Origin of the sequence: Pseudomonas sp. B15(2017) (assembly GCF_002113215.1) — a bacterium.
In the GTDB taxonomy this organism is placed as follows: Bacteria; Pseudomonadota; Gammaproteobacteria; order Pseudomonadales; family Pseudomonadaceae; genus Aquipseudomonas.
In genome coordinates this window covers 179,370-205,264 of sequence record NZ_NEJZ01000008.1, presented here as the reverse complement: position 1 = coordinate 205,264, position 25,895 = coordinate 179,370, and the positions used below count along the sequence as shown (strand labels likewise).

Here is a 25,895-nt window from a genome sequence, read left to right as displayed (position 1 = left end):
CCTTTAAGCCCAATGATCGAGACTCAGCGTAGTTCAATATCCGATATTGCGTAGTGCCCTGAGTTGAGTCAGGTTGCAATCCAGTGCGCCGGCACTCATGCCGTTATTGTTAAGGACAACGTTGAGTTGAGTCAGGTTGTTGACTACGTTTGCGCTACCCAGCAAACGGGTGTTTTGCAGCAGTCCGCCCTGGGCGACCTGTTGCAAGGCTGTACCCTGATTGCCGGAGGCCTGAATGGCCATTTGAACACCGCCGCCTGTGGCCGACACCGCGACGCTGCCGGCGCCGTTGCTGCCGGTAATGGTCTGGCCGGCCATCAAGGCCTGGCCCTGGGCAGGCATCAGTGCAGGTGCCTGACTGGCTTCTTTGACGTTGATCGCAACGTTGTTGTAGGCGGAGTTGCCGTCGCCGGCGGCGCGCACACTCTGCGTCACGCCCTGGCTGGAGTTGAGTCCCGCACCACCCACGATCGAGCCCGTCCCCAGTTCCGGGGTACTGCCATTGCCGTGTTCCTTGATGGTCGAGACGTAGAATTCGGGTTTTACCGAAGCTGCCTGCAATTGCATCGTGGCCGAGGCCCCGATCAGATCTCCACTGGCGTTGCGCCAGGTACTGCTCATGACGACACCGAAGCTGATGATCCGGCCCGGCATGACGTAGCGACCGCGTAGCTCAGCGAGCTCCTGGTCCTTGATTTCAATGGGTTTGAATCCTGCATTGGCATAGCCTGATGCGCTCGCTGCCAGGCAGGCGGCGGCCAGCCAGTATGAGGTTTTCATCTGCTGCTCCCGGGACATCCAGCCCCACTCTTGTAATCGGCGATTAAAAGAAGTCGCTCTGTATGAACCCGAAGTCCATCAATTCAGCATCTTTGACCGGGTTGAAAGCATCCAGCTTGTTTTTGGCCGTCAACGGTACCGGAGGGCTGCGCAAGGCATTGGCCTTGTCATATCCGGGGCCGACGATGGCAAAGACGATGCCGTTCCAACCTTTGACAAAGTCATCATGGGAGTAGCGTTTGTGTCCCAGGACCGGGTCTGCGATGTAAACCCAATCCTTGTCCGCCCGCTGCATCACCACGAAATGCTTGTAGCCGCGAATTTCCATCAGTACCACCACCGGGATCGTGACAGCGTCGAGTTTTTCCCGGGGAATCTTGTAGCCTCTGGCGCGCATGCCGATGCTTTCTATGTAGCGCTTCATGTCCAGCATGGAGAAACCCTGAGTACGGACAAGGTCCTGGTCTGCATTGACCAGCATGCCTTTGATGATGTGCTCCTCATCGACGTCGAGCCAATAAGCCTGGCGCAATACCGTAGCCAGTGCGGCGGCGCCGCAGCTGAAGTCGGTTTTCTGTTCGACGATGTCGGCAAACTTGCGCTCACGAATGCTTTGCACGTTTTTGTAGACAAGCGTGCCGCCCGGCAGGGCAGCAACGGGCATCTGGGCAGCCTGGGTCAGGCCACAGAAGCAAAGCACAGCGAGGAGGGCAGTCTTACGCATGATCGATACGCCTTTGCGGACTGAGGAAAAGCCCCGTTTCCGGGGCTTTCGTTTCGATCGCGATTACATGCAGGCTTTGCAACCTGCGGCGATGGACAGCGAGTTGCTTTGTTGGTTGCCAACACCAGCGGCGTTGTTGTAACCAGCGTTACCCGAGAAGTTGTTACCAACATTGGAGATGGAAGCGTTGTTGGTCACAGGGTTTTTCCAGCCATCAGGGGTCATCACTTGTTGAGTGGTCACACCTGCCAGGCCAAAGACGCCCACTGCTTCGAATTTGGCTTTTTGATCTTTGTCGCCGCCATGGCCTCTGTCGTTATTGCCATATCCGCCATGACCGTGATCGTCGCCTTCGATATTTGCAGTGCCCTTCGCGTAGAACGCGCCAGCCCCGGCGAAAGTGCCGGTGAGGGTATCTTTTTTGTAGGTTTGAGTGCCGTTGTTGGCTACGGTCAGGCCAGTGGAGGTCTGGTTCGCAGCAGCAGCGGCGTTAGCTACACGACCACCCGATACAGCAATTGCCAGGTTGTTTTTCTGTTGGTTGAAGTTGCCGGCACTGTTGTTCACGCCAATGTTGCCGGAACCGCCGTTACCCACGTTATTGAGATTGGCGTTGTTTGTGGTGGAGTAGTTCGCAACGGCGTTGTTAGTGTTGACTTGAGTTGCGCTGGAGACCGACACCGCAGAGCCGAAGATGAAACTTTCGTCGGCAGTTGCCAGAGCGGCGGCATTGTCTTGCTGGTTGCCATCGCCGGCGGTGTTGTTCATGCCAACGTTGCCGTTGGTGCCATTGGCCGAGTTGTTGACGTTGGCATCATTTTTGGTGCCTTGGTTGCCGACCAGGTTGCCAGAGCTGCTTTGCGTGTCGAGCACTGCCGCCCCGGCGCCAGCGCCGATTTGCAGCAGTTGTTCCAGGGTTGGGCCTTTTGGTTCATGGTTGCCATGCCCGTTACCATGACCGTGATTATCATCACGACCGCCTGCCTGTGCTGCGATTGCCATCACTGCTGCGAGTGCGAAAACCAGTGGTTTGAGGGCCATTGTAGGTTTCATGGTGTTTCTCCGTCGTGCTTATTAGTTGGTTAAGTGTTGGTACTTTCTAATTGCACTGCTTCTTGTTTGGGTCAGTCTGCGACCCGGATGCTCAGGGTGTTAGCCATTCGGTTCCCCACCCCGGCACTCTGGTTCACCTGGATTACCCCCCGGCTGCCGGTGAAGGCCTGATCACTTGTCGTGACCTGGCGACTGCCGGGTGAGGTGCCAGTTGCTCCTGAGCTCGGTAACAACGCCACGTTCTGTTGGGAAAGGGCGCTATCGTCAATGCTTTGCGGGCCGGCACTGATGCTGACGCGCGTCACATTTGCCATCTGGTTGTTAGCCCCGGCCCCCTGGTTCACGCCCAGGATCCCGTTGCCGTTACTGAAAGAGGTGCCGCCAATGTTGGCGCTCGCGTTGATCGAGCGGTCGGCGGGGGTGTCGATTTTCTGTTTCACGCTGGTGGTCGCGTGGGATTCGGTGCCAATGGCGATCGCCTTGACGTTGGCCTGTTGCATTTGGTCGCCGGCGGCCTGGTTGACGTTGAAGTTGCCCCGGTACTGAACGCCGGAGTCTTGAATGTTCGCGTTGTTCACAGCACTGGGGTCGGCCATCACGCTGGAGCAGCCGAGCAGGGCGATAACGAGCAGGGAACGATTCATCTCATTGGCCTCCAGCCATGCGGGTCAACGGGGCAAGGCCGGTGCTCATGGCACGGTTGACGGTATTGGAGATCGAGCTGCCGGAACCGCCGCCATGCCCGGCACTCATGCCGGGCATCCCGTTGGGATTGGTCAGGGTGTTCATGCCAGGCAGATTCGAATTGGGGGTATTGATGTTGCCGCGGATCGACGATCCGCTGGCTACACTGGCAAATTCACCGTCGCTGAGTTCGGTGTTGCTCAGCGTTTGATTGATACGGGCCGATGGGTTGGCATTGACGGTGGTCGGGTAGGGATCTTTGCCGCCGCTGCGGCCGATCGGGACCGGCTGGACGTCACGGTTGAGCACGATCACGCCATTGCCGTCGGCCTGAACGTTGAAACTGAGAAAAGCGCTGGCGGCTGATCCGATCAGCAGAAGGCAGGTAAAGGCTTTTTTGATGTTCCCCACGGCGGCAATTCCTTCTTCAGTGGGCTGAGCCTGTTCAGCGTTGTGAAGGAGAGAGCGAAAGCTGTGCCGCTTTTGAAATGTCTTTTGATTTCAAAGGGTTGTGTGGATTGGACGCAGGGTTGATACACAATCTGTTTCATCGCTGAAACAAGTCACTGGCTTCGCAACCCCTTAAAGTCATTGCAATGCTCTGGAACAAGGGTTTGCGCGCAGGTGTTTCATCTGCGTAACAAGTCGCATGACAAAGTGATGAAGGGCGCTGAGACGGGCACTTTGCACCCGCAGGAGTGTTTCAGGAACGGACACTTTTGCCCCAAAACAGGGGGAAGCACCGGGGCATTCGCCCCGAAACGTGGGTCAGTCCGCGAGCAGTGAGCGCACCGCGTCGAAGGCTTGCTGCTGGCGTTCGGCCCAGTTGCCCTGAATGATCTGCAAAGGTTGATGATGGGTTTGCAGCCAGATCCGGGTCGCCTCATAGAACGCGAGCCGTTCATTCAAGTCGGGCTGGCAGCGCTGACCATCGTCCGTCCACTCGATCTGCTCGGGGGAGAGCAGCAAGTGCAGGTCGTAGTGACGCGCCAGCAACTCGGTTTGCAGCCAGGGCGGGCAGTCGCCGAACAGGGTCTGGCTCCACAGGATGTTGCTCAACAGATGCGTATCCAGAATCAGCAATCGCGGCTGCTGCGCCCGTGCCGCGTCTTCCCATTGCAACTGGCCGCGAGCAATTTCCGGGATGTCGGCGAGGCAGGTATCGCGAGGGTTCTGCTCGATGAACCAGCGCACATATTCGTCCACGCGCAAACCGCCGAACTGCTGTTGGATGCCGGCCGCCAGCCAGCTCTTGCCCGTGGACTCGGGGCCGGTCAGGACAATCACTTTCATCGTTGCAACGCCGGATCGGCACGCCATTCGCGCCAGCCTTGCACCGCAATTACGGTGAACAGGGCATACAGCGCCGCCGTGAGGTACAGCCCTTTATAGAGAAACAGCGCGACGAAGATCACATCCAGCACGAACCACAAAGCCCAGCATTGCAGACGCTTGTGGGCCATCCAGAATTGCGCGACCAGGCTGAAACCGGTCAGCGCCGCGTCGAGCCACGGTTGTGCCGCGTCCGTCCAGTGAGCCATGGCTGCGCCCAGCAGCAGACTGCCCGCCGCGCCAATGGCCAGCCCTTGCGCAATCGAGCGGGTGTCAAGCCGGCTGACCTCGCTTCCGTCGTGCATCGTCTCGGCCCGCGTCCATTGCCACCAGCCATAAAGTTGCAGCCCGGCATACACCACCTGCAGCAGCATGTCCGAATACAGCTTTACCTCGAAGAATACCCAGGTGTAGAGCAACACCATGACCAGCCCGATCGGCCAGCACCACGGATTCTGTTTGACCGTGAGCCACACGGCGATTACACCGAGAGCGGCGGCAAACAGTTCGAGCCCGGACATGCAGGATCCTTGGGGGGAATAAAAGAGGGAGCGGATTGTACCGAAAAACAGGTGGGAAACGAGTTCCCACCTGAAAGGGCGTCAGACGCGAAACTGACGCAGCAAGCCGTTCAACTGTTCGCTGAGCTCGCCCAGGCGAACGCTCGCCACACTCGACTGCTCTGCCGCCAGCGCGGTGCTGTGGGACAGCCCCGCGGCCTGGGTGACGTTCTGATTGATGTCTTCGACCACATGCGCCTGCTGCAGCGTTGCGCTGGCAATCGAGGCGTTCAGGCCATTGAGGTTGCGCAGGGCCTGGCCGATGGCATTCAGGCTGGCACTGGCCAGGCCGGCCTGCTCGATGGTCAGTTGCGAAGCCTTGCTGCTGTCGCCGATCACCTTCACCGCGGCTTCGGAATGATTTTGCAGGCGTTCGATCATCGTCTGGATTTCCGCCGTGGACTTCTGCGTGCGTTGCGCCAGCAAACGCACTTCGTCAGCCACCACTGCAAATCCGCGACCCTGTTCGCCGGCGCGTGCTGCTTCAATCGCGGCGTTGAGAGCGAGCAGGTTGGTCTGCTCGGCAATCGAGCGGATCACCTCCAGCACGCTGCCAATCTGCGTGCTCTCGGTCGCCAGCATGCGGATCACTTCGACGGCCTGATCGATGGTGCCGGACAGCTTGTCAATCTGCTGCAGGCTGCTGTCGATGTTGACCTGGCCTTGTTGGGCCTGGGCTTCTGCGTCACGCATTTCGCTGGCGGCGTGTTCGGCGTTCTTCGCCACGTCCTGCACGCCGTAGGTCACTTCGTTGACGGCGGTGGCCACCAGCTCCATCTGCTGCGACTGTTGCTGGCTGCGTTGCCGGGCCTGTGCCGCATCGTTGCCCAGCTCACTGGACGATTGGCCCAATGCGCTGGCGGATACCTGCAAGTCACCGATCACCCGGCGCAGCTTGGCGGTGAAAGCATTGAAGTGATGGGCCAGTTGAGTGACCTCGTCCTGACCCCGGGTGTCGAGGCTGCGAGTCAGATCGCTTTCGCCGCTGGCAATGTTGGCCATGGCGTTCACGGTTTCCTGTAACGGACGGACGATGCTGCGGGCAATCAGAATCACCAGAAGTGCCATGATCGCCGCAATGACCAGTCCGACTACTGACGCCTTGAGCACCTGGCCCTGGAACTCGGCCTGCACGTCGTCGACGTACACGCCCGAACCGATCACCCAACCCCACGGCTCGAACAGTTTCACGTAAGAGGTTTTGGCCACCGGTTCACTGGCACCCGGCTTGGGCCAACGATAGTCGACCATGCCGGCGCCTTTGGCCTTGGCGATGGCGACCATTTCGTTGAACACCGCAAAGCCGTCCGGGTCGCGGATCGCCGAGAGGTTCTGGCCTTCAAGCTTGGGATTGGTCGGGTGCATGACCATCACGGGCGTAAGGTCATTGATCCAGAAGTAATCGTTCTGGTCATAGCGCAGGCCACGAATGGCAGTCAGCGCCTGTTTCTGCGCCACATCGCGCGTCAGGGTGCCTGCCGCTTCGAGGCCCTGGTAGTACGTCAGCAAACCGCTGGCGGTCTGCACCACATGTTGGGTTTTCTGGGCCTTGGCGTGATACAGGTCATCATGGATCTGCTTGAGCATCAAAACGCCCAACGTCAGCAGCATGACGACTGCCACGATCAAGATGAGCCACAAGCGTCGGCTGATCGACACACTGCGCAAGCTGTTCATAACGCTGTCACTCCGGATTCTTTTTCTTGTAATAACCCACCGCCAGCATCCAACCACGTTTCGGTGACCGGGCATACGCGACCCAAGTCGTATAACGCGGCAGCGCTATTACGGCTTGTCTGTTAGGATTTCGGCGCCGCGCGTAAAAACCTGAATCCAAATTGATTTTTCACGGAATTTTGACTGTTTCGTGTGGATCCTGTGCGTGCGGAATCGGTACAGCTTTGACCAGCTACGCTGAACGCAGTGAACGTAAAAAATACTATCGGGGCATGCCGTCTGGCATCGCTCTTTGGGGGATTGATGGATCTTTGGACGGCCTTGCAGGCATTGATACTTGGAGTTGTAGAGGGGCTGACGGAGTTTTTGCCCATATCCAGTACCGGACACCAGATCATTGTTGCCGACTTGCTCGATTTCGGAGGCGAGCGGGCCATGGCGTTCAACATCATCATCCAGCTCGGCGCGATTCTCGCGGTGGTCTGGGAATTCCGGCGCAAGATCCTCGACGTGGTCATCGGTTTGCCGACTCAGCCAAGTGCTCGGCGCTTCACCGCCAATCTGCTGATTGCCTTCCTGCCCGCAGTGGTGCTGGGCGTGATCTTCGCCGACCTTATTCACCATTACCTGTTCAACCCGATCACCGTGGCTGCCGCGCTGGTGGTGGGCGGGATCGTGATGTTGTGGGCCGAGCAGCGTCAGCATGAAGTGCACGCCGAAACGGTCGACGAGATTCGCTGGACGGATGCACTCAAGATTGGCTTCGCCCAGTGTCTGGCGATGATCCCCGGTACTTCGCGTTCCGGCTCGACCATCATCGGCGGCCTGTTGTTCGGCCTGTCGCGCAAGGCGGCCACCGAGTTCTCGTTCTTCCTGGCGATGCCGACCATGGTCGGTGCGGCGGTGTATTCGGGCTACAAGTACCGCGACCTGTTCGTACCGGCAGACTTCCCGGTGTTTGCCATCGGTTTCGTCACGGCGTTCATCTTCGCCATGATCGCGGTGCGCGGCCTGCTCAAGTTCATCGGCAGCCACAGTTACGCGGCCTTCGCCTGGTATCGGATCGCCTTCGGTCTGGTGATTCTGGCGACCTGGCAATTTGGATGGATCGACTGGTCGGCCGCCCAGCCATGAGTGATTCCCGCGCACGCCGCCCGGATCGCGGGTCTTCCGGTGGCAATATCCAGCATTTGAAACTGAAACTGTTGGTGCTGCTGATCGTCTGCGCGTTGCCGCTGTCCGGCTCGCTGTCGATGTGGCTGCGCGGGATTTCCCTGGTACCGCTGACGGCTTACGGGCTGGTCAGCGTGCTGGCTTTTTTCCTGTACTGGGCGGACAAGCGCAAGGCCCGCGCCGACGCCTGGCGTACGCCGGAAAACATCCTCCATGCGGTGGAACTGGCCGGCGGTTGGCCGGGTGCGCTGATCGCTCAACAGGTCTTCCGGCACAAGACGCGCAAGGTGTCGTTTCAGATCCTGTTCTGGATGATCGTGGCGTTGCATCAGGTGTTCTGGATCGACCAGTTGTTCCTGGGTTCGAACCTGCTGGCACTGTTTTAGAGCAACAGCCCGACCTGAGCGCGCTTGGGCAGCTTGCTCACTACCAGTTGATGGGAGCGCTGCAACAGCCCTCGCAGTTCCTCGGCGCCCAGCGGGTAGGGCGGGTGCATGATGATCCATTGCGCCCGGGCCAGATACGGCGCCGGATGAATCCCCGGCCGGCCGCAATGACCGAGAAACAGATCCTTGTCGACCTTGAATGCCAGCGAATCACCGCGCAGGCCCTGCAGGGCAAACATCTTGTTGCCGGCAATCGAAAACACCCGCACGCCACCCCATTTGTAGTCTTCCCGCGCGCCGGGCAAGGCCAGACAAAATTCTGCGACGTCCGTTTCGCTCATCTTTCCTTGTTTCATAACAGCCGTTCTCCACAGGCATTGAACGATTCGACCAGATGATCAATCCACGCGCGCACCGCCGGCATCACCCCGCGCCGATGCGGATACACCGCTTGCAGCCAGCCGCCGGGCAATGACCAGTCCGGCAGCAATTGCACCAGCGTGCCGTTATCCAGCTCCGCTTCGCAATACATCATCGGCAATAGAGTGAAACCCTGTCCGGCCAGCACGCACGCCTTGCGCACGATGAAATCGTCGATGCCCAGCCGGGCTTCCAGTGCCAGGTCGCAACTCTTGCCGTGCTGATCGAGCAGGCGCACATGCACCATGCGATCCGCCTCCAGGGCGCCCAGCACCGGCAGGCTCTTCAGGTCTTGCGGATGATTGATTTCCACTCCCCGTATAAAGGAAGGGCTCGCCACCACCACCATTTGTGCCTGACGCAGTCGGCGGGTCACCAGCATCGGTTCTTCATCGCCGTGTTCGCGCACACGCAGGGCCACGTCAATGCCTTCGGTGATGAGGTCGACCCGGCGATTGAGCAGGGTCACTTCCAGTTGCACCTGGGGATATTTGCCAAGGAAATTGCTGATCACCACCGGCAGCATTTCATGGGCCAGCCCGGTCGGACTCGAAACCCGCAGGCGACCGCGAGGCTCGCTGGACATGCTGGCCACTGTTTCATCGGCCATTTTCGCTTCCAGCAGCATCGCCTGACAGTGACGCAGATATCGCTCGCCGACCGCCGTCAGCTTCAGTTGGCGAGTGGTGCGTTGCAGCAGACGCGCGCCGAGGCGCTCTTCCAGCTCGGCGATGCGCCGCGAGAGGCGTGACTTGGGGATGCCGAGCAAGCGGCCAGCGGCGGCGAATCCGCCGGCCTCCACCACTTTGGCGAAATAGTAGAGATCGTTGAGGTCTTGCATGGGGGGAAATCCGACTGTTCTATCAGTGGGACAAACTATCGCATTGTTGTCGTCTAATCAGCTATTGGTTTCATCGGTAGGATTGCCACCATTCCGTCGCCACCGGCGATTCATTCCAGGAGATTCCACATGAAACTGCTGCACATCGATTCGAGCATTCTGGGCGACAACTCCGCTTCCCGTCAGCTGAGCAGCCAAGTGACTCACGCCTGGCAAGCCGCCGAGCCAAGCGCTGTCGTGACCTATCGCGACCTGGCCGCCGACGCTATCAGCCACTTCTCGTCGACCACCCTGGTTGCTGCCGGCACCACCGCTGAACTGCGCAACGCCGCACAACAGCACGAAGCCGAACTGAGCGCCACCACCCTGGCCGAGTTCATCGCCGCCGACGCCATCGTCGTGGCTGCACCGATGTACAACTTCACCGTGCCGACCCAACTCAAAGCCTGGATCGACCGCATCGCCGTTGCCGGCCAGACTTTCCGTTACACCGAAGCCGGCCCTGAAGGTCTGTGCGGCGGCAAGAAAGTGGTGATCGTGTCCACCGCTGGCGGTATCCACGCTGGTCAGGCTTCGGGCGTGGCGCACGAAGACTACCTGAAACTGGTATTCGGCTTCCTCGGCATCACCGACATCGAAGTCGTGCGTGCCGAAGGCCTGGCCTACGGCGAAGAAGTGCGTAACAACGCGATGACTGCCGCTCAAGCGAAGATCAGCGAGCAACTGTTCGCCGCCGCGTAAGGCTTGCGTAAAGAACAGCTCCTGTTCAGGCAAACCCTCAAAAACTCTGTATTCTGGTTTCGCAAGGGCCAGATACGGAGTTTTTTGTTTCTGACTGTTACATAATCTGGCCCGGGTTATGCAGTCCGATGATCAACGTCTGAGTGCAACGCCGCGCCGGATCACCGAACCTCGGAATCTCGGGCGTCGAACTCCACGGATCTTTCGATTGAGTAACAACAGGGTGGGGCATCCCATGATGCGTCTTTGTGCAGCGTTACTGATTTGCCTGCTCGGCAGCCTGAATTCAGTGCACGCTGCGCCCGGGCAGCACCCGCGCTGGAGCGTCGGGTATCACGAGATGACGTTCCTCGATCCGCTCGACCTGCAACCGATGCGCGCCATCGCGTTCTATCCCTCCAGCGACCGCGAACATCTTAGTCTGCTTGAAGGCTATTCGGTCGAGGCCGGCGAAGACACCAAAGTCGCCATCGGCCGTTTCCCGATGCTGATGTTGTCTCATGGCAACACCGGCACGCCGCTGGCGCTGCACGACCTGGCCACGTCACTGGCCCGCAAGGGTTTTGTGGTGGTGGCGGTGATTCACCCCGGCGACAACTCCAAGGATCACAGCCGCCTCGGCACACTGAGCAACCTTTATGGTCGGCCGATCCAGATTTCCGAAGCCATTACCGCCACGCTGGGCGATCGCACGCTCGCGCCGTATGTCAACGCCGAACAGGTTGGCGTGATCGGCTATTCGGCGGGCGGCGAAACAGCGTTGATTCTGTCCGGTGCACAGCCTGATCTGGATCGTCTGCGCCGTTACTGCCAGGAGCGCCCGGACGACCGCGACGCCTGCAATACTCAAGGTGAGTTGATTGTCGACCGCGACGATCTGCAACCGGTGGCCGATCCGCGCGTTCATGCATTGCTGCTGATGGCGCCGCTGAGTCTCAAGTTTGGTCGTCACACTCTGGCCGATGTGCATGTGCCAGTGCTGCTGTACAGCGGGGACGGTGACAAACTGGTGGCTTTCGACAAAAACGCCGCGGCCCTGGCGCGCAAGCTGCCGACTGCGCCGGATTTCAAACTGTTGGCCGGGGCGGGGCACTTCGTGTTCATGGCGCCGTGCACCGAAGAGCAGATCCTCGCCATGCCGGCGTTGTGCACCGATGCCGATGGTGTGGACCGCGAAGACATCCACCGCAACCTGATTTCCGAGGCCGGGCGGTTCTTCTCCCATGCCTTGGGCAGGCCGACCCGCGCGGGAATGCAGACGGCGGATCAGTGAGCGCTCACGCCATGGCCCGGCGCTTGAGCAGCAAGGTCAATCCCAGTCCGGTCACGGACAGCACGGCCGCACTGAAGAAAATCCACGAATAGCCCAGATTCAGCGCCACCGCGCCCATCAACGGCCCGGCAATCGCCAGCGCCAGATCGAAAAACACGGCATAAGCACTCAGCCCTGCGCCGCGACTGGAGTTGGGCACTTGCTTGATTGCTTCGACGCCCAGCGCCGGGTACACCAGCGACAGGCCGAAACCGGCCAGACCGGCACCGATCAAGGCATACGCAGTCGAAGGCGCCAGCCACAGCATGACCAGGCCGACGGTTTCGATGGTCATGCAGGCAATCGCCGAGGTGAATCCGCCGAAACGCCCGATGGCTGAAATGAACAGCAGGCGCGACAGAATGAAACACACACCGAACACAGTCAGGCAGTACGCCGCGCCGGTCCAGCCGCGATTGAGGTAATACAGAGTAATGAAGGTGGTCAGCGTGCCGTACCCGATCGACGCCAGGCTCAGACTGGCACCGAACGGCGCAATCCGCCCGAATACCGCCCAGAACGGCAGTCTTTCACCGCGCACCACCGGCACCGACGGCTTGTTGCGGATCAACAGCAAGGCGCCGGCCGCGAGCAATGACAAAGCGATGCCGAGGCTCTCGAAACCATAGTCGGCGACCATCACTACGCCCAGCGGCGCGCCGATGGCAATCGCACCGTAAGACGCGATGCCGTTCCACGAAATGGAGCGCGCGGTGTGTTCGGCACCGACCTGGCCCATACACCAACTGATGGTGCCAACGCCGATCAGGCCCTGGGCGATCCCCAGCAGCAGACGACCGACGATCAGGATCGACAGGCTCAACAGCGGCAAGCTCTGCAATAGCGTCGAAACCAGCGTCAGCACACCGCTGAGCACAATCCCCGACAAGCCATACACAATCGCCCGCTTGGTGCCGAGGGTGTCCGACATGCGCCCGGCCATCGGCCGGCTGAGCAGGGTGGCCAGGTATTGCGAACCGATTACCAGCCCCGCGATCACGGCACTGAATCCAAGCTGTTCGTGGACATAACCGGGCAGCACCGCAATCGGCAAACCGATGCAGAGGAAGGCGATAAAGGTATAGAAAACGATAGAGACGATCTGCAGGGTGATCGCCATGGAGCTTTGCGGAGGCTTTTGCTGCGCAGACATGAGGGCTCGTTCGCGGGCGGCGGTGGGAGAGTCCGCATCATGGCTTGGCGCTGAAATAAAAGAAAGCAGGCTAACGATCGTTTCCACGCACCACGCCCTAACGTCCTCACGTTGATCGTTCCCACGCTCCGCGTGGGAATGTAGTCGGGACGCTCCGCGTCCCTTCCACAGCTGGAGCGCGGAGCGTCCCTTGAGGCATTCCCACGCAGAGCATGGGAACGATCAGGAATGAGCAAAAAAAAGCCCTGTCACAAGGACAGGGCTTTCTGTTTACCGCTCGATTCGACTCAGAACACCACGCCTTGGCTGCGCAGGTAATCGTCGTAGGTGCCGCTGAAGTCGGTCACGCCGTTCGGGCTCAGCTCGATGATGCGCGTGGCCAGGGACGATACGAACTCACGGTCATGGCTGACGAAGATCAGCGTGCCCGGGTAGTTTTCCAGCGCCAGGTTCAGCGCCTCGATCGATTCCATGTCCAGGTGGTTGGTCGGTTCGTCCATCACCAGAACGTTCGGCTTTTGCAGGATCAGCTTGCCGAACAGCATGCGACCTTGCTCACCACCGGAGATCACCTTCACCGACTTGAGGATCTCGTCGTTGGAGAACAGCATGCGGCCCAAGGTGCCACGGATCATTTGTTCGCCCTGAGTCCACTGACCCATCCAGTCGAACAGGCTCACATCGTCTTCGAAGTCGTGGGCGTGGTCCTGAGCGTAGTAACCCAGTTCCGCGCTTTCGGTCCACTTCACGGAACCAGTGTCCGGGGTCAGTTCGCCCATCAGGGTGCGCAGCAGGGTGGTCTTGCCGATCCCGTTCGGGCCGATGATCGCCACGCGCTCGCCGGCTTCAACGGTAAAGCTGAAGTTCTTGAACAGGGTCTTGCCGTCGAAGCCCTTGGACATCTGCTCGATGGTCACGGCCTGACGGTGCAGCTTTTTGGTCTGTTCGAAGCGGATGAACGGACTCACGCGGCTCGATGGCTTGACCTCGGCCAGCTGGATCTTGTCGATCTGCTTGGCACGGGAAGTGGCCTGTTTGGCTTTCGAGGCGTTGGCCGAGAAGCGGCTGACGAACGTTTGCAGTTCGGCGATCTGGGCTTTCTTCTTGGCGTTGTCCGACAGCAGTTGCTCGCGGGACTGGGTCGCCGCCGTCATGTACTCGTCGTAGTTGCCCGGGAACAGGCGCAGCTCGCCGTAGTCCAGGTCGGCCATGTGGGTGCAGACGCTGTTCAGGAAGTGACGGTCGTGGGAAATGATGATCATGGTGCTGTTACGCGCCGTCAAAATCGTTTCCAGCCAGCGGATGGTGTTGATGTCCAGGTGGTTGGTCGGTTCGTCGAGCAGCAGCACTTCCGGATCGGAGAACAGCGCCTGGGCCAACAGAACGCGGAGTTTCCAGCCTGGCGCCACTTCGGTCATCGGGCCGAAATGCTGTTCCAGCGGAATGCCCAGACCCAGCAGCAGTTCACCGGCACGGGATTCGGCGGTGTAGCCGTCCATCTCGGCGAACTCGGTTTCCAGCTCGGCCACGGCCATGCCGTCTTCTTCGCTCATTTCCGGCAGCGAGTAGATGCGGTCGCGCTCGGCCTTGACCTTCCACAGCTCTTCGTGACCCATGATCACGGTGTCGATCACAGTAAATTCTTCGTAGGCGAACTGATCCTGACGCAGCTTACCCAGGCGCACGTTCGGCTCGAGCATTACCTGGCCGGCAGACGGCTCAAGATCGCCACCGAGGATTTTCATGAAGGTCGACTTGCCGCAACCGTTGGCGCCGATCAGGCCATAACGGTTGCCGTTGTTGAATTTGACCGAAACGTTTTCAAACAGCGGCTTGGCGCCGAACTGCATGGTGATGTTAGCTGTAGAAATCAAAGGTTTTTCCTGCGAAGCATTCTGAAAAGCGAGGTGCGGCCGGAGCGCTTGGCCCGAGTCGAAGTGCGCTGAGGCGGGGCAATTCCCGTCATCAACCAAGGGGGGCGCGTAAAGTTTGGCGGCGATTGTACTGGTCTGGCTCTTTAAACGATAGGGCAGTGACACCCGGAGTGCCGATTGGTGCAATCGCGGGACAGTTTTTCACAGATGAAGGTTCACTATTGGTTACAAACTGTGGCTAAAATGCCATCCATTCACCCGGCGCCCTTCCAGCGCGCGGGCTCAGGGATGTGCCACCGGGGCGCTGTTTTGTATTCAGACACTGCGAAAGGCCTGTTGCCAACGCCTGAAAGGCGCGCAGTTTGTTCACTTCTGACGTGTGACGATTTCCGTGAAACTCATCATTGCCGCTGTATATGTCATTTCCATTGCATACGTTCACCTGCGGGGGCGCGTGCGCCACAAACTAGGTCGTCAACTGAGCGATCACTCTTCGTTCCTGGCACCGATCAACTGCTTTCTTTATCTGTTCTCGAAAAAGCCCAATACCCCGTATCTGGACCCGAAAGACTTCCCCGACCTGACTCCATTGCAGACGCACTGGGAAGAGATCCGCGAGGAAGGCCGCAATCTGCTGCGTGCAGGCGAGATCAAGCGCTCGAACCAGTACGACGATGTTGGTTTCAACTCGTTCTTCAAGACCGGCTGGAAGCGTTTCTACCTGAAGTGGTACGGCGACAGCCACCCGTCGGCGCTGCAACTGTGCCCGCGCACCACTGAGCTGGTGCAGAGCATCGGCTCGATCAAGGCCGCGATGTTCGCCGAATTGCCGCCGGGCTCGAAACTGGTGCGTCACCGCGACCCGTACGCCGGTTCCTACCGTTATCACCTGGGGCTGGAAACGCCGAACGATGCCGGTTGCTACATCAACGTCGATGGCGAGAACTATCACTGGCGTGATGGCGAAGCGGTGATGTTCGACGAGACCTTCATTCATTACGCGGAAAACACCACTGACCAGAACCGCATCATCCTGTTCTGTGACGTTGAGCGTCCGATGAAGTACCGCTGGGCAGCGGCATTCAACGGCTGGTTCAGCCGCAACGTGATGTCGGCAGCCGGCGCACCGAACGATGCCGGTGACCGCACCGGTGGCATCAACCGCTTGTTTACCAAAATCTACAAGATTCGCCTGCGTGGCAAAGAGCTGAAAAAGCGCAATCGCAAGCTTTACTACATGGAAAAGTGGGCGATCTTCGGCGGTCTGCTGGCGATCTTCATTCTGATCTGACGAATCGGGCGACTGTTGAAAGACAGTCGCCCGATTTGATTTTCACGACGCTTTTTTGGTCTTCTTCGCCGTTGTTGACTTGCTGGCGGTCTTCTTCGCCGGTTTGGCCGGAGCCTTCCCGCCGAGACTGCGCTTGAGCAGTTCGGTCAGGTCGATAACATCGGCCGATTTGCGCTCTTCTTCGCCCTCAACGGTCTCAACGTCTTCGATCTTGCCCTCATGGGCCTTCTTGTCCACCAGCGCCATGATCTTGTTTTCGAACTCGTCCTTGTAGTCCTCGGGCGTCCAGTCCGCGGTCATGTCTTCAACCAGCCGTTTGGCCATTTCCAGCTCGCCCTTCGCCAACTGCGGCTTGGTCACTTCACTGCCCAGCGCCAGTTCATCGAGGCTGCGCACTTCCTGAGGCCAGCGCAGCTTTACCAGCACCAGCGCCGACTCCAGCGGCATCAACGCCGCCAGATACTGGCGCGTGTGTAAAACCACGCGGGCGAGGGCGACCTTCCGGGTTTTGCTCAAGGTTTCACGCAGCAATGCGTAGACCTTGCCACCGCGTTTGTCGGGGGCCAGGTAATAGGGCGTGTCGATGTTCTGCAAAGGGATCTGTTCACTGTCGACGAAAGCGAAAATGTCGATGGTCTGGGTCGACACCGGGTGCGCCGAACGGATTTCTTCCTCGCTGAGCACCACATAGCGGCCTTTTTCGAATTGCACGCCTTTGACGATGTGCTCTTTGGTGACCTCCTTGCCGGTGACCTTGTTGACCCGTTTATAGCCGACCGGGTCCATGCTGCGGCTGTCGAGCCAGTCGAAGTCAACGCCGTGTGACGAGGTCGCCGAAACCAGAGCCACAGGGATATGCACCAGACCGAAACTGATTGCGCCTTTCCAGATTGCCCGAGCCATGGTGCTGTTCTCCAAGTGATGTTCGGGTGACCCGTGGCCCGGCGCAAAAGTTTCCGTTGTTTGCGGAGGCGGCGGTAAACGGCAGGTCAAGCCGTGTTACATCTTGTTTAGCGGTAACGGGTTAACAAATCCGAACCCACGGCGTAGCGTGGACTCGAAGGCTCTAAGCCACGTGCATCAAAACACGCACATCCAGAGAGGCCGCTCATGAACCGTTTCCTGCTAGGCATTGCGTTGCTGGCCCTCAGTGGCGGGCTGGTTCACGCCGAGGGCGCAACCACGTATTCATCGCTGTTGCTGGCACAAAGTCCGACCGGCAACAGCAACAACCCCTACAACAGCCCGATCCGCCGGGCGAATCCCAACAGCATGCAGGGCACCCAGCCCAGCGCTCCGCCGCTTCGCGGGCCGAACACGGTGCCAGTGCCCCGGCCACCGACCCTGGAAAACCGCGGTATCGGCAACGGTCAGCCGCCGCGCTCCGTTCCGAGCAAGCCCCCCACCTTCATTCCCAATCCTCCGGCCCGTGACAGCGGGAGCAACCGTTGAATGGCAGAGCCACTTCTGTCAGCCCTTCAAACGAACAAAAGGAATCGTGCATGTTGCGTAAAACCCTTCTGGCCGGTCTATGTGCCAGCGCACTGATCTCAGCCCCGGCGTTCGCCGCCGCTCCCAAAGAGCTGCAAAGCGAGCAGGGCACCCTTGAAGTCACGACGATTACCCAAGGGCTCAAGCATCCATGGGCCTTGGCTTTCCTGCCGGATCGTCAGGGCATGCTGGTGACCGAACGCCCCGGTAACCTGCGGGTGGTGGATGCCGGCGGCAAGCTGTCTGCGCCGATCACCGGTGTACCGGACGTCTGGGCCAAGGGGCAGGGCGGATTGCTCGATGTGGTGCTGTCACCGGATTTCAAACAGGATCGCCTCGTTTACCTGTCCTACGCCGAGGGCGGCGGTGCGGGTGACAAGGCCGGAACGGCGGTGGGGCGCGGGCGCCTTTCGGATGACCTGAAAAGCCTGAAGGACTTCAACGTGATCTTCCGCCAGGAGCCGAAGCTGTCGGTCGGCAACCACTTCGGCTCGCGGCTGGTGTTTGACCGGGATGGTTACCTGTTCATCACCCTGGGCGAAAACAATGACCGCCCGACCGCGCAGGATCTGGACAAGCTGCAAGGCAAGGTCGTGCGGATCTACCCCGACGGCAAAGTACCCGATGACAATCCCTTTGTCGGCCAGTCCGGCGTGCGCCCGGAGATCTGGTCCTACGGCCACCGCAATCCCCAGGGCGCCGCGCTCAACCCGTGGACCGGCACCGTTTGGGAAAACGAGCACGGTCCGCGCGGCGGCGATGAGGTGAACATCATCGAGCGCGGCAAGAACTACGGCTGGCCGCTGGCGACTCACGGCATCAACTACTCCATGCAACCGATTCCGGAAGCCAAGGGCAAGACCGCCGAAGGCACGGTAGGGCCGCACCATGTCTGGGAAAAGTCCCCGGGCGTTACCGGGATGGCGTTCTACGATGCCGATCGCTTCAAGCCGTGGCAGCACAACGTTTTCATCGGTGCGCTGGTGACGCAGGAACTGATCCGCCTGCAGTTCGACGGCGACAGGGTGGTGCATGAAGAGCGCTTGCTGGGCGAACTGAAACAGCGGATCCGTGATGTGCGCCAAGGGCCGGATGGTTACCTCTATGTGCTGACCGATGAGTCCGACGGTTCGCTGTACAAAGTCGGACTCAAATGAATCCTTCATGCGGATGAGCGGGCATAGAGCACAACCGCCGCCCGCAATTTGCCACGACCGAAGCGGCACATCTTCTCGAACTCCCCATGGCTGACCGGCACGTGCTGGCAGTCCATGGGCTGACGGTGCTGGCTGTGATCGACATCCGGGTCGTGCAGGTAGACAAAGTCTTCATCGCAGTCGGTGACGATTACCCAGTGCGGCGACTTGGAACGAGTCAGGCGATAGCTGCTGATCAGCACCAGAGGCTGCCCACCGTCGGCCAGTAGCGCCGGCAGGTCCTGCGTTCCGCCAATGAGTTGAACGACATCGGAGTCGTTCAGCTGCGCCATGAACTCGTCGTGCACCAGGCGCATGACGTCTTTTTTATGCGCGTCCCGCACTCCGTCGAGAAACAGCGGGCCGGTCATGCTCAGTTGCAAACGCACTGTAAAACCCCGGCGCCAGGCCGCCAGTGCCAGGCCTTGCGGGCTGCAACCGCCGTGGCCGGCGGTCATGAACACCGTGGTTGCCTCGCGCCACAACTGCAATTCCTCGCGTCGCTCCAGCAAGCGATCGGCTTGCAACGCCCCCATGGCCATCAGCAGGCAGGCCGGGCCGCAGGTGAAATCGGTGGTTTGGCGGTAATAGGGGACCTTGATGTCGCGTGAATCGCGGTGCTGGAGAATGCGTTTCTCCAGCCGCAGCGCGTCGGCGTGATCCTCGTAGTAGTCATGGATCAGCGCGAAGCGCCGGTAGCCGTTGCGCTCATACAGGGCAATGGCGGCGGGATTGTCGGTGCGCACTTCCAGCCGCAGGTACGCGCAATCGTGCTCAAGCGCACAGGCCTCGATCCGTTGCAGCAGTTGTTTGCCCAGACCGCCGCCGCGCGCTTCGGGCGCAATCGCAATGGAATACAGCCGGGCCAGTGAAGTGCCGCGATGAAACAGCACCAGCGCATAACCGGCCAGTTGTCCCTCGCGTTCGGCCACCCACAATTGCCCGTGTGCCCGGGTGATCATCCATTGGAAACTGCGGCGCGTGAGCCGGTCTGTGGTGAAACAGTGCATCTCCAGCGTGAGCAATGCTGGCAAATCCTCAACGACTGCCAGGCGAAAAACAGCATTCATATGACCACCGTAAAAGTTGCGTAACGAAACGGGACTTTCGAAAAACTTCGTGCTTAATAGAAAAGGTCTTGTTCTCCAACGGATCAATTTCTATGTCAGCGGTACAGGGTCATTGGCGCGAAGTATCCATTCAAAGTTTGCCACCGGCAACTTATTTAAAACCGCAGATCAGAACTTCCAGCCAAGTGTTGATCATCGTCGAACGCAAGGAAGACTGGGCTTCGTATTTTCCCAGCGAGGACATCCTGACGGCCCAGGAATACCTCGAACAACCACCCGACAACGAGCAGGGAAAACGGGTGCAGGTGATCAATCTGTGCCGAAGTTACAAGTACCTGGGCCACGGCTACTACTGCTCGCTGCTGGCCGAGGCCCGGGGGCACAAGGTGATTCCTTCGGTGCGGACCATCAGCGAGCTGACCCGAAAATCTCTTTATGGTCTGGCCCTGGATGACCTGGATAAAACCCTGGAAAAAGCCCTCAGCCATCATCTCTATAGCGATACCGAAGGTTTTACCCTCACACTTTATTTCGGCAAAACGCATATCGAACCGTTGCAGGATCTCGCCCGGCAATTATTCGAAGTATTCCCGTGTCCGATTCTGTTAGTTGAATTTCGCCGAACTAACGGTTGGCACATCGAAGGTATAAAATCCGGTGCCTTGCATAAGTTGCGTGACGATCAGGAAGACCAGTTCGCCAATGCGCTGGACGGCTTCAGTCGCAAGATCTGGCGAGTTCCGCGTTCGCCGCAAGTGGCGCGTTATGACCTGGCGATCCTGCATGATCCGCAGGAGGCGTTACCGCCGTCCAACGCTCGGGCACTGGAAAACTTTGTGCGGGTCGGCAAGGGCATGGGCATCGATGTCGAACTGATCGAACGCAAGGACTACGCAAGGCTGGCCGAATACGACGGCTTGCTGATCCGCGAGACCACTAGCGTCGACAACCACACTTACCGCTTCGCCAAGAAGGCCGAAAGTGAGGGGCTGGTGGTGATGGATGATCCGACGTCGATCCTGCGCTGCACAAATAAGGTCTATCTCACGGATCTGCTCAACAGCCATCAACTGGGCATGCCGGCTACGGAAATCCTCTACAAGGAACGACCCGAAGATTTCGAGCGAGTCGGCGAGCGCCTCGGCTTTCCACTGGTATTGAAGATCCCGGATGGTTGCTTCTCCCGTGGCGTGATCAAGGTCGAGAGCCAGCAGGCCTTGCTGGACGCCACCGCCGAGCTGTTCGAACATTCGGTGTTGTTGCTGGCCCAGGAGTTTTTTTACACCGAGTACGACTGGCGCATCGGCGTGCTCAACCGCAAACCGATCTTTGCCTGCCAGTACTTCATGTCCAAGGGCCATTGGCAGATTTACAACCACAAGGCCAAGGGCCAGGACGTCAACGGCGAGTGCCGCACGTTGGCGATCCACGAAGCACCGCGCGCGGTGGTGGAACTGGCGGTGAAGACCGCCAACCTGATCGGCGACGGACTTTACGGCGTCGATTTGAAACAGGCGGGCGACAAGGTGGTGGTGATCGAGGTCAACGACAACCCGAACCTCGACGCCGGCATCGAAGACGCTTATTTGCAGGACGATCTGTATTCACTCGTGTTGGAAGAATTTGTGCGGCGCCTCGAACTCAAGCGCCGTGGCCAGGCCTGGTGACCGGCCGATGATCAACAGCTTTGCACTCAATCACGGCGCCTTGCAGCGGGTCGAGCGACTGGACGCCGAGGTGATGCTGTTCAGCGACCCGGACGCTGCCGAGCGCGATTTGCTCCACAGTCACTTCAAACTCGATGAACACGCGCTGGCCTCGGCGCTGGACCCGGACGAGGTGTCGCGGATTGAATTCCATCCCGATCATCTGTTCCTGATCTGGAAGCGCCCGGAGAACTATTCCGGCGGCGGCAGCCTGGCCTTCGAGGTGTCGTCGTGCGGATTGCTGTTTTCACCAGGTCAGTTGCTGTTGATCGCCACCGACGACACGCCGCTGCACGGTCTCGGCACGGGCCGACCACTCAATACGCCGCTGGATGTGTTGCTGGACCTGCTGTTCAACAACATCCATCACTACCTTGGGCACTTGAAGGTGATCAAACTGGTCGCCCGGGAGTTGCAGCAGAAATTCAACGCCTCGATGCAGAACCAGCATCTGGTGCAGATGTTCAACCTCAGCGAAAGCCTGATCTATTACATCAACGCCCTGCACAGCAATGGCGCGGTACTCACACGCCTGCGCAATCACGCGGAAAAACAGCATTTCGGCAGCGAAGCAATTGGCCTGATCGACGATCTGATCATCGAAAACAACCAGTGCTACAAGCAGGCGGAAATCTACTCGACGGTGTTCTCCGGGCTGATCGACGCTCGGGGCAACCTGATGAACAACAGCATGAACAACCTGCTGCGCAAACTCACGTTGATCAACGTGGTGTTCCTGCCGCTCAACCTGATTGCGAGCATTGGCGGCATGTCGGAATTCAGCATGATGACCGCCGGCACGCCATGGTGGGTGTCGTACCCGTTATTCCTGGCGGCGATGCTGTTGGGGGCGGGCGGGATGCTGTTCGGGCTCAGGCGGCTGGCGAAATGACCGGGGCCGGGCGTTTGCGATCCTGCAGGCCCCGAACAACCAGGTACAACAACGGCCCGACTGATACAAACACCGCCGTCAGCAACAGATACGGCACCACTGACCAGCCCGACTGCCCACGCTTGCGCGCGTCCTTGTACATCCAGACGCCGGCCAGTGTTGCCAGCAGATAGAGATCGATTACCACCTGCGCAGTGTCCGGCCGCGACATCAGGCTGATGCCGAAGTCGATCAGCGATTGCTCGGCTTGCAGCATCACGGAAACGGTGTAGCCGCTGAAGGCAATCAATGCAGTGAGGGGCAGGGCGATGGACATCATTAATCCTTCCTTGGTCAGATGAGTCGGAGTTTCCGGCAGAGCAGCTGTCAGCCGTTGGCAGTTGAAGCATTCAGGGCAGCAGTGGGCGCAGAAAACTGCGTTCGTAGCTGACGATGAACTTCTTTTCGACCAGATCGGCCACCAGTGCCGTGCTTTCCGGGTCGGTCAGTGCGATGTGGCGATAGCTTTCGTAATCCGCCAGCGACGGGAAACTGAACAGGCAATACGCGATATTGCTCGCGCCTTCCGAGGGCAGGAAGTAGCCGTGATGCGTTCCGCCCAGCCGTTCGACGATGCCGAGCCAAGTCTTGGCGTAGGCTTCGAATGCGTCCAGCTGGTAGGGGTCAATCACGTATCTGACGTGGCAGGTAATCAATGCCGCTGCTCCTTGGCGAGTTACTCGGGAATGGCGGTGCCGACTTTTTCCGAGGCCGACCAGATGCGATAACGCACTTCGACGTCCGACGGTGCGTAAACCACGATTGGCAGCTTGCTGTTGTAGCGCACGGTGAAGCCGTCACCGATGACCGGTACGAACGCACGCTTTTTCTGGGTGCCGGGTGGGCAGGCCATCAGGGTGCTCATCGGGCCGCTGACTTTTTCCAGGCGATAGAACGGATAGCCCCAGCCTTCGAGGTTTTTCTCTTCGAGGGTGCCGCCCAGGCGCTGGCGGTTGCAGTCGACTTCGAGGGTCTTGCCGGCGAGGATTTCGACTTTGAAGTTTTCTTCCTGGGCCTGTTGCGGCAGGTGGATGACTTGGCGCGTGAAGCCCGCTTCAGCCTTCGGATAAGGCGCGGTGTCTTCAAGCTTGGCGGCGTGGGTGAGGGTGGACAGGCTGGCGAGCATCAGGCCGGCGGTCGCGTAAACAGTGAAATTTCCCATTGAAGCCTCCTGGCGGGTGTACGTTGGTTGACGGGCATTCTCACTGTCACAGGGGATGAATGCAAACCGCCAGCCGCATGCAAATTGCAGTGCCTGCACGATCGGATCTTGCATTTTGCAACTGGCCAGTTGCCTGTCTTTTTGCCAAGTCATTGATTTGCAAGGAGGTGAATGCAACCTGATGAAAGGCACGTTTTATGCGTTGATTTGGTGCAGCGCACCGAGTTTGGGCGCCTACACTCCAATGGGCTTTCGCAGTACAGCCGCTTGTCACACCCAAGGATTCAGCGGGGATACACCCGTGGGAAACTGTGGCAACGGTCGACGTGAATACTTGATTGGCAGTCTCACAGTAAGGAGAGGTTTCGCCATGTTTCTGTCTGCCTTGGAACTCCGCAACATCATTGAAAGCAGCTTTCTACCGAAACGCTGTCAGTGCACGCTGTCCCCGGATCTGTCGATGACCGTCAAGGTGTATGGCGATCACAAGACCGATCAGGTTGAGCTGCTGGTGAGTGGCATTGATGCCAGTCATCTGAACAGCTGTCGCGAAATCAACGGCCTGATCGCCGGGTTGCGCTCGGATCTTGCGCAACAATCGGCAATCCATTCAGTGCCGCGATCCCGAGTCGTTTAACTGACTGTTTCACCCAGTTCGACCGTCACGCGCCGGGCCTGCAAGAAGCCAAGGCCCAGCGCGAACTCTACCAGCACCGCGAGCAGAATCCCGGGGCCGGCGTGGCCGTTGAGCCATTCAGCAAAACCCAGCACCGCCAGGCCAAAACAGCCGACGATAAAGCCGTTGCTCAGCGCATTACGCGCGATCGACACCGGGGCGTTGCGCACCAGATAAAACATCACCCCCAGCGCCGCAAACAGCACCGCCATGCGTCGTGCAACAAATCCTGCTGCCTCTGTGTACTCAATACTCCAGATCGCCAGCAACATCTGTGGCGCCAGCCCCCACGCCAAAGACAGCAGAAAACACAGGGAGAAAGTGAGGGTCGAGAGCGTGCGAAACGACAACTGCATGGCGAATCCTTGCGGCAGTGAGGAGGGCCCCGAGCATACCCTTCGAGACCCGTGTTCGCCTACCGCAAAGCCGCAAATCAGAGCTTTCTGTCAGTTTTGGAAGCTGCACGCGTCAGATAATTTCCGGTAACTGATTTGCTCGGGTTTGCCGGCGTTGTCGATGTACTTCATGTCGGCGGTGATGACCTTGCATTCCTGTGTCGGCGGCTCAGTCAGGGATACCACTTTGGCGACATGCAACGGCATGCCGTATTCATAGGGAACAGCCTTGGCGGTGTCATTGGCCTGGGCCAGCCCGGCAAACGCGGTGCAGGCGAGGGCAGTGGTGAGCAGGAACGGACGAATGTTCATGATGGACTCCGGTGCGACGGAAAATGAGTTCGGCATGTTGCAAGCCAAACCTGCCGCACTGGGCATCAGCCAGGGACTGAGGGCGTGCGGTTCAGTAGAGTTTTTGACCGCGGCGTTAAGCGATGGTTAACCGGGCTGAACGCCGGCTGTCCGGACGGGGATTGTTTCACGGGGGAGTCTCGGCGGATTCCTACAAGGGTGGATGCCTTGTCTGCTTTCGGGGGCTGGAGTGGGGCGGTTATGGTTTGGTGTCGCTGCAAAATCAGCGGCTTAGGTTTGGTCACCTAACGTAATCACCTGTGCATGTGTGCCATTATTCGCCCCGACGAACATTCGTGTCCGTGGAGTGCATTGCTGTGGCGGCTGTGTGCAGGGTCGCCTTCGGGCGAGCCGAGTCAGGTGGTTCTCGGTTGACCAAGCCTGTTCACAGTCCGCCTCCCCATCGTTTGGTCACGGTGCTGGCGGTTACTTTCAAGCTGCCTTGAGTAATTCCAATGCCAATCCTGAAACTAAGCTCCTCCCGCTATCTCCCGCTCAACAGCGGCGTCACCGACAGCGCACCGCTGGTCATCGACACCCAAGCCAACCCCCAAGACATCTTCGAAGCCGCCGTCCAGCGCGTACGCGCCGCCGCCGACCTGCTCGAAACCCTGCACTGCCTGTGCTTCAAACACGCCGATGTCCAGGACATTCCCCACATCACCCATGCGCTATACCTGCTGACGCAGGATGGCAGTGATTTGCTGCAAGTTGCGCAGCAGAAAATGTTGAGCTGGCAGGCTCCGGTTTGATGGTTTGAAAAGCGGCCTAGTATTCACGGGCAGAAGCATTATCTGCCCGTGATGCTGTTGGAGGCTTTCGATGAGCTAAAGGCGAGGCTCTTCATCCGGGACTGGATCATTTATGAAATCAAAGATATCCAAACTAGTCTGTCAGGGGGCAATTTGAGCCTAAC

General features: G+C 59.1%; 31 protein-coding genes. 12 read left to right on the top strand and 19 right to left on the bottom strand.

Annotated features, from left to right (window positions below):
• Nucleotides 1-33 precede the first annotated feature (33 nt).
• From CAF73_RS14345 to CAF73_RS14310, 8 genes are all read right to left on the bottom strand, one after another.
• Entirely contained in the window at nt 34-780 is a 747-nt protein-coding gene (locus CAF73_RS14345) for a hypothetical protein (RefSeq protein ID WP_085703051.1), read from the bottom strand.
• A 43-nt stretch (nt 781-823) separates the two neighbouring features.
• Nucleotides 824-1,504 carry a C39 family peptidase gene (locus tag CAF73_RS14340; RefSeq protein WP_085696355.1) on the bottom strand — a complete coding sequence of 227 codons (681 nt, stop codon included), beginning with the start codon at nt 1,502-1,504 and terminating at the stop codon, nt 824-826.
• A gap of 63 nt (nt 1,505-1,567) precedes the next feature.
• Nucleotides 1,568-2,557: a heme utilization protein gene (locus tag CAF73_RS14335; RefSeq protein ID WP_085703050.1), complete on the bottom strand. Its 990-nt coding sequence runs from the start codon at nt 2,555-2,557 to the stop codon at nt 1,568-1,570.
• A 71-nt stretch (nt 2,558-2,628) separates the two neighbouring features.
• Nucleotides 2,629-3,201 (bottom strand): adhesin, encoded by a 573-nt coding sequence (locus CAF73_RS14330; RefSeq protein ID WP_085703049.1) that lies wholly within the window; start codon nt 3,199-3,201, stop codon nt 2,629-2,631.
• A 1-nt stretch (nt 3,202) separates the two neighbouring features.
• Nucleotides 3,203-3,652: a hypothetical protein gene (locus CAF73_RS14325; RefSeq protein ID WP_085703048.1), complete on the bottom strand. Its 450-nt coding sequence runs from the start codon at nt 3,650-3,652 to the stop codon at nt 3,203-3,205.
• 357 nt (nt 3,653-4,009) lie between these two features.
• The gene (locus CAF73_RS14320; protein WP_085696346.1) at nt 4,010-4,534 is read right to left on the bottom strand and encodes an AAA family ATPase; all 525 of its coding nucleotides are present in this window, start codon (nt 4,532-4,534) and stop codon (nt 4,010-4,012) included.
• Nucleotides 4,531-5,094 carry a nicotinamide riboside transporter PnuC gene (pnuC, locus tag CAF73_RS14315; protein WP_085703047.1) on the bottom strand — a complete coding sequence of 188 codons (564 nt, stop codon included), beginning with the start codon at nt 5,092-5,094 and terminating at the stop codon, nt 4,531-4,533. Before pnuC ends, CAF73_RS14320 begins: the two co-directional genes overlap by 4 nt.
• A gap of 81 nt (nt 5,095-5,175) precedes the next feature.
• A complete protein-coding gene (locus tag CAF73_RS14310) occupies nt 5,176-6,810 on the bottom strand; it encodes a methyl-accepting chemotaxis protein (RefSeq protein ID WP_085703046.1) in 1,635 nt (544 codons plus the stop codon).
• A gap of 303 nt (nt 6,811-7,113) precedes the next feature.
• On the opposite strand from CAF73_RS14310, the gene CAF73_RS14305 reads away from it, so the two are divergent.
• Complete coding sequence (locus CAF73_RS14305) at nt 7,114-7,944, top strand: undecaprenyl-diphosphate phosphatase (RefSeq protein ID WP_085703045.1); 831 nt, start codon at nt 7,114-7,116, stop codon at nt 7,942-7,944.
• On the top strand, nt 7,941-8,369 hold the full coding sequence (locus CAF73_RS14300; RefSeq protein WP_085703044.1) for a DUF1294 domain-containing protein: 429 nt from the start codon (nt 7,941-7,943) through the stop codon (nt 8,367-8,369). Before CAF73_RS14305 ends, CAF73_RS14300 begins: the two co-directional genes overlap by 4 nt.
• Here the strand turns inward: CAF73_RS14300 and CAF73_RS14295 are convergent.
• Both CAF73_RS14295 and CAF73_RS14290 read right to left on the bottom strand, forming a co-directional pair.
• Nucleotides 8,366-8,725, bottom strand: coding sequence for an MmcQ/YjbR family DNA-binding protein (locus CAF73_RS14295; protein ID WP_085703043.1), 360 nt, complete (start codon nt 8,723-8,725; stop codon nt 8,366-8,368). The two genes, CAF73_RS14300 and CAF73_RS14295, sit on opposite strands and share 4 nt — an antisense overlap.
• Nucleotides 8,722-9,630, bottom strand: a complete 909-nt coding sequence (locus CAF73_RS14290; RefSeq protein ID WP_085703042.1) for a LysR substrate-binding domain-containing protein — start codon at nt 9,628-9,630, stop codon at nt 8,722-8,724. Before CAF73_RS14290 ends, CAF73_RS14295 begins: the two co-directional genes overlap by 4 nt.
• A gap of 129 nt (nt 9,631-9,759) precedes the next feature.
• Here CAF73_RS14290 and CAF73_RS14285 point away from each other — a divergent pair, with 129 nt between their 5' ends.
• Nucleotides 9,760-10,371, top strand: coding sequence for an FMN-dependent NADH-azoreductase (locus CAF73_RS14285; protein WP_085703041.1), 612 nt, complete (start codon nt 9,760-9,762; stop codon nt 10,369-10,371).
• A gap of 235 nt (nt 10,372-10,606) precedes the next feature.
• Nucleotides 10,607-11,644 (top strand): dienelactone hydrolase, encoded by a 1,038-nt coding sequence (locus CAF73_RS14280; protein WP_085703040.1) that lies wholly within the window; start codon nt 10,607-10,609, stop codon nt 11,642-11,644.
• 4 nt (nt 11,645-11,648) lie between these two features.
• Here the strand turns inward: CAF73_RS14280 and CAF73_RS14275 are convergent, their stop codons facing one another.
• On the bottom strand, nt 11,649-12,836 hold the full coding sequence (locus CAF73_RS14275) for an MFS transporter (protein ID WP_085703039.1): 1,188 nt from the start codon (nt 12,834-12,836) through the stop codon (nt 11,649-11,651).
• 287 nt (nt 12,837-13,123) lie between these two features.
• Nucleotides 13,124-14,710, bottom strand: coding sequence for an ABC-F family ATPase (locus CAF73_RS14270; RefSeq protein WP_085696331.1), 1,587 nt, complete (start codon nt 14,708-14,710; stop codon nt 13,124-13,126).
• Between the two features lie 391 nt (nt 14,711-15,101).
• Here CAF73_RS14270 and lpxO point away from each other — a divergent pair, with 391 nt between their 5' ends.
• Entirely contained in the window at nt 15,102-16,001 is a 900-nt protein-coding gene (gene lpxO / locus CAF73_RS14265) for a lipid A hydroxylase LpxO (RefSeq protein WP_085696465.1), read from the top strand.
• A 42-nt stretch (nt 16,002-16,043) separates the two neighbouring features.
• Here lpxO and CAF73_RS14260 read toward each other — a convergent pair whose 3' ends face one another.
• Nucleotides 16,044-16,904 (bottom strand): Ku protein, encoded by an 861-nt coding sequence (locus CAF73_RS14260; RefSeq protein WP_085696259.1) that lies wholly within the window; start codon nt 16,902-16,904, stop codon nt 16,044-16,046.
• Nucleotides 16,905-17,111: 207 nt separating this feature from the next.
• Here CAF73_RS14260 and CAF73_RS14255 point away from each other — a divergent pair, with 207 nt between their 5' ends.
• A complete protein-coding gene (locus tag CAF73_RS14255) occupies nt 17,112-17,453 on the top strand; it encodes a hypothetical protein (RefSeq protein WP_085696258.1) in 342 nt (113 codons plus the stop codon).
• Between the two features lie 50 nt (nt 17,454-17,503).
• On the top strand, nt 17,504-18,649 hold the full coding sequence (locus tag CAF73_RS14250; RefSeq protein WP_085696257.1) for a PQQ-dependent sugar dehydrogenase: 1,146 nt from the start codon (nt 17,504-17,506) through the stop codon (nt 18,647-18,649).
• A gap of 5 nt (nt 18,650-18,654) precedes the next feature.
• Here the strand turns inward: CAF73_RS14250 and CAF73_RS14245 are convergent, their stop codons facing one another.
• Entirely contained in the window at nt 18,655-19,758 is a 1,104-nt protein-coding gene (locus tag CAF73_RS14245; RefSeq protein WP_085703038.1) for a GNAT family N-acetyltransferase/peptidase C39 family protein, read from the bottom strand.
• 92 nt (nt 19,759-19,850) lie between these two features.
• Here CAF73_RS14245 and CAF73_RS14240 point away from each other — a divergent pair, with 92 nt between their 5' ends.
• Entirely contained in the window at nt 19,851-21,425 is a 1,575-nt protein-coding gene (locus CAF73_RS14240; protein WP_085696255.1) for a RimK family protein, read from the top strand.
• A gap of 7 nt (nt 21,426-21,432) precedes the next feature.
• Complete coding sequence (locus tag CAF73_RS14235) at nt 21,433-22,356, top strand: magnesium transporter CorA family protein (RefSeq protein WP_085703037.1); 924 nt, start codon at nt 21,433-21,435, stop codon at nt 22,354-22,356.
• Here the strand turns inward: CAF73_RS14235 and CAF73_RS14230 are convergent.
• From CAF73_RS14230 to eco, 3 genes are all read right to left on the bottom strand, one after another.
• Nucleotides 22,337-22,675 carry a DUF2834 domain-containing protein gene (locus CAF73_RS14230; protein ID WP_085703036.1) on the bottom strand — a complete coding sequence of 113 codons (339 nt, stop codon included), beginning with the start codon at nt 22,673-22,675 and terminating at the stop codon, nt 22,337-22,339. The two genes, CAF73_RS14235 and CAF73_RS14230, sit on opposite strands and share 20 nt — an antisense overlap.
• A 70-nt stretch (nt 22,676-22,745) precedes the next feature.
• Nucleotides 22,746-23,051 carry an NIPSNAP family protein gene (locus CAF73_RS14225; RefSeq protein WP_085703035.1) on the bottom strand — a complete coding sequence of 102 codons (306 nt, stop codon included), beginning with the start codon at nt 23,049-23,051 and terminating at the stop codon, nt 22,746-22,748.
• A gap of 20 nt (nt 23,052-23,071) precedes the next feature.
• On the bottom strand, nt 23,072-23,557 hold the full coding sequence (gene eco, locus CAF73_RS14220) for a serine protease inhibitor ecotin (RefSeq protein WP_085703034.1): 486 nt from the start codon (nt 23,555-23,557) through the stop codon (nt 23,072-23,074).
• 370 nt (nt 23,558-23,927) lie between these two features.
• Between eco and CAF73_RS14215 the strand changes: the two genes are divergently transcribed.
• Complete coding sequence (locus tag CAF73_RS14215; protein WP_085696251.1) at nt 23,928-24,194, top strand: DUF1652 domain-containing protein; 267 nt, start codon at nt 23,928-23,930, stop codon at nt 24,192-24,194.
• On the opposite strand, the gene CAF73_RS14210 is transcribed toward CAF73_RS14215, so the two are convergent.
• A complete protein-coding gene (locus CAF73_RS14210; RefSeq protein ID WP_085703033.1) occupies nt 24,191-24,589 on the bottom strand; it encodes a hypothetical protein in 399 nt (132 codons plus the stop codon). The two genes, CAF73_RS14215 and CAF73_RS14210, sit on opposite strands and share 4 nt — an antisense overlap.
• A 90-nt stretch (nt 24,590-24,679) precedes the next feature.
• The gene (locus tag CAF73_RS14205; protein WP_085696249.1) at nt 24,680-24,940 is read right to left on the bottom strand and encodes a DUF2790 domain-containing protein; all 261 of its coding nucleotides are present in this window, start codon (nt 24,938-24,940) and stop codon (nt 24,680-24,682) included.
• On the opposite strand from CAF73_RS14205, the gene CAF73_RS30190 reads away from it, so the two are divergent.
• Nucleotides 24,933-25,070 (top strand): hypothetical protein, encoded by a 138-nt coding sequence (locus CAF73_RS30190; RefSeq protein WP_170929684.1) that lies wholly within the window; start codon nt 24,933-24,935, stop codon nt 25,068-25,070. The two genes, CAF73_RS14205 and CAF73_RS30190, sit on opposite strands and share 8 nt — an antisense overlap.
• A 364-nt stretch (nt 25,071-25,434) precedes the next feature.
• On the top strand, nt 25,435-25,731 hold the full coding sequence (locus CAF73_RS14195) for a hypothetical protein (RefSeq protein ID WP_085703032.1): 297 nt from the start codon (nt 25,435-25,437) through the stop codon (nt 25,729-25,731).
• The last annotated feature ends 164 nt before the right edge of the window (nt 25,732-25,895 follow it).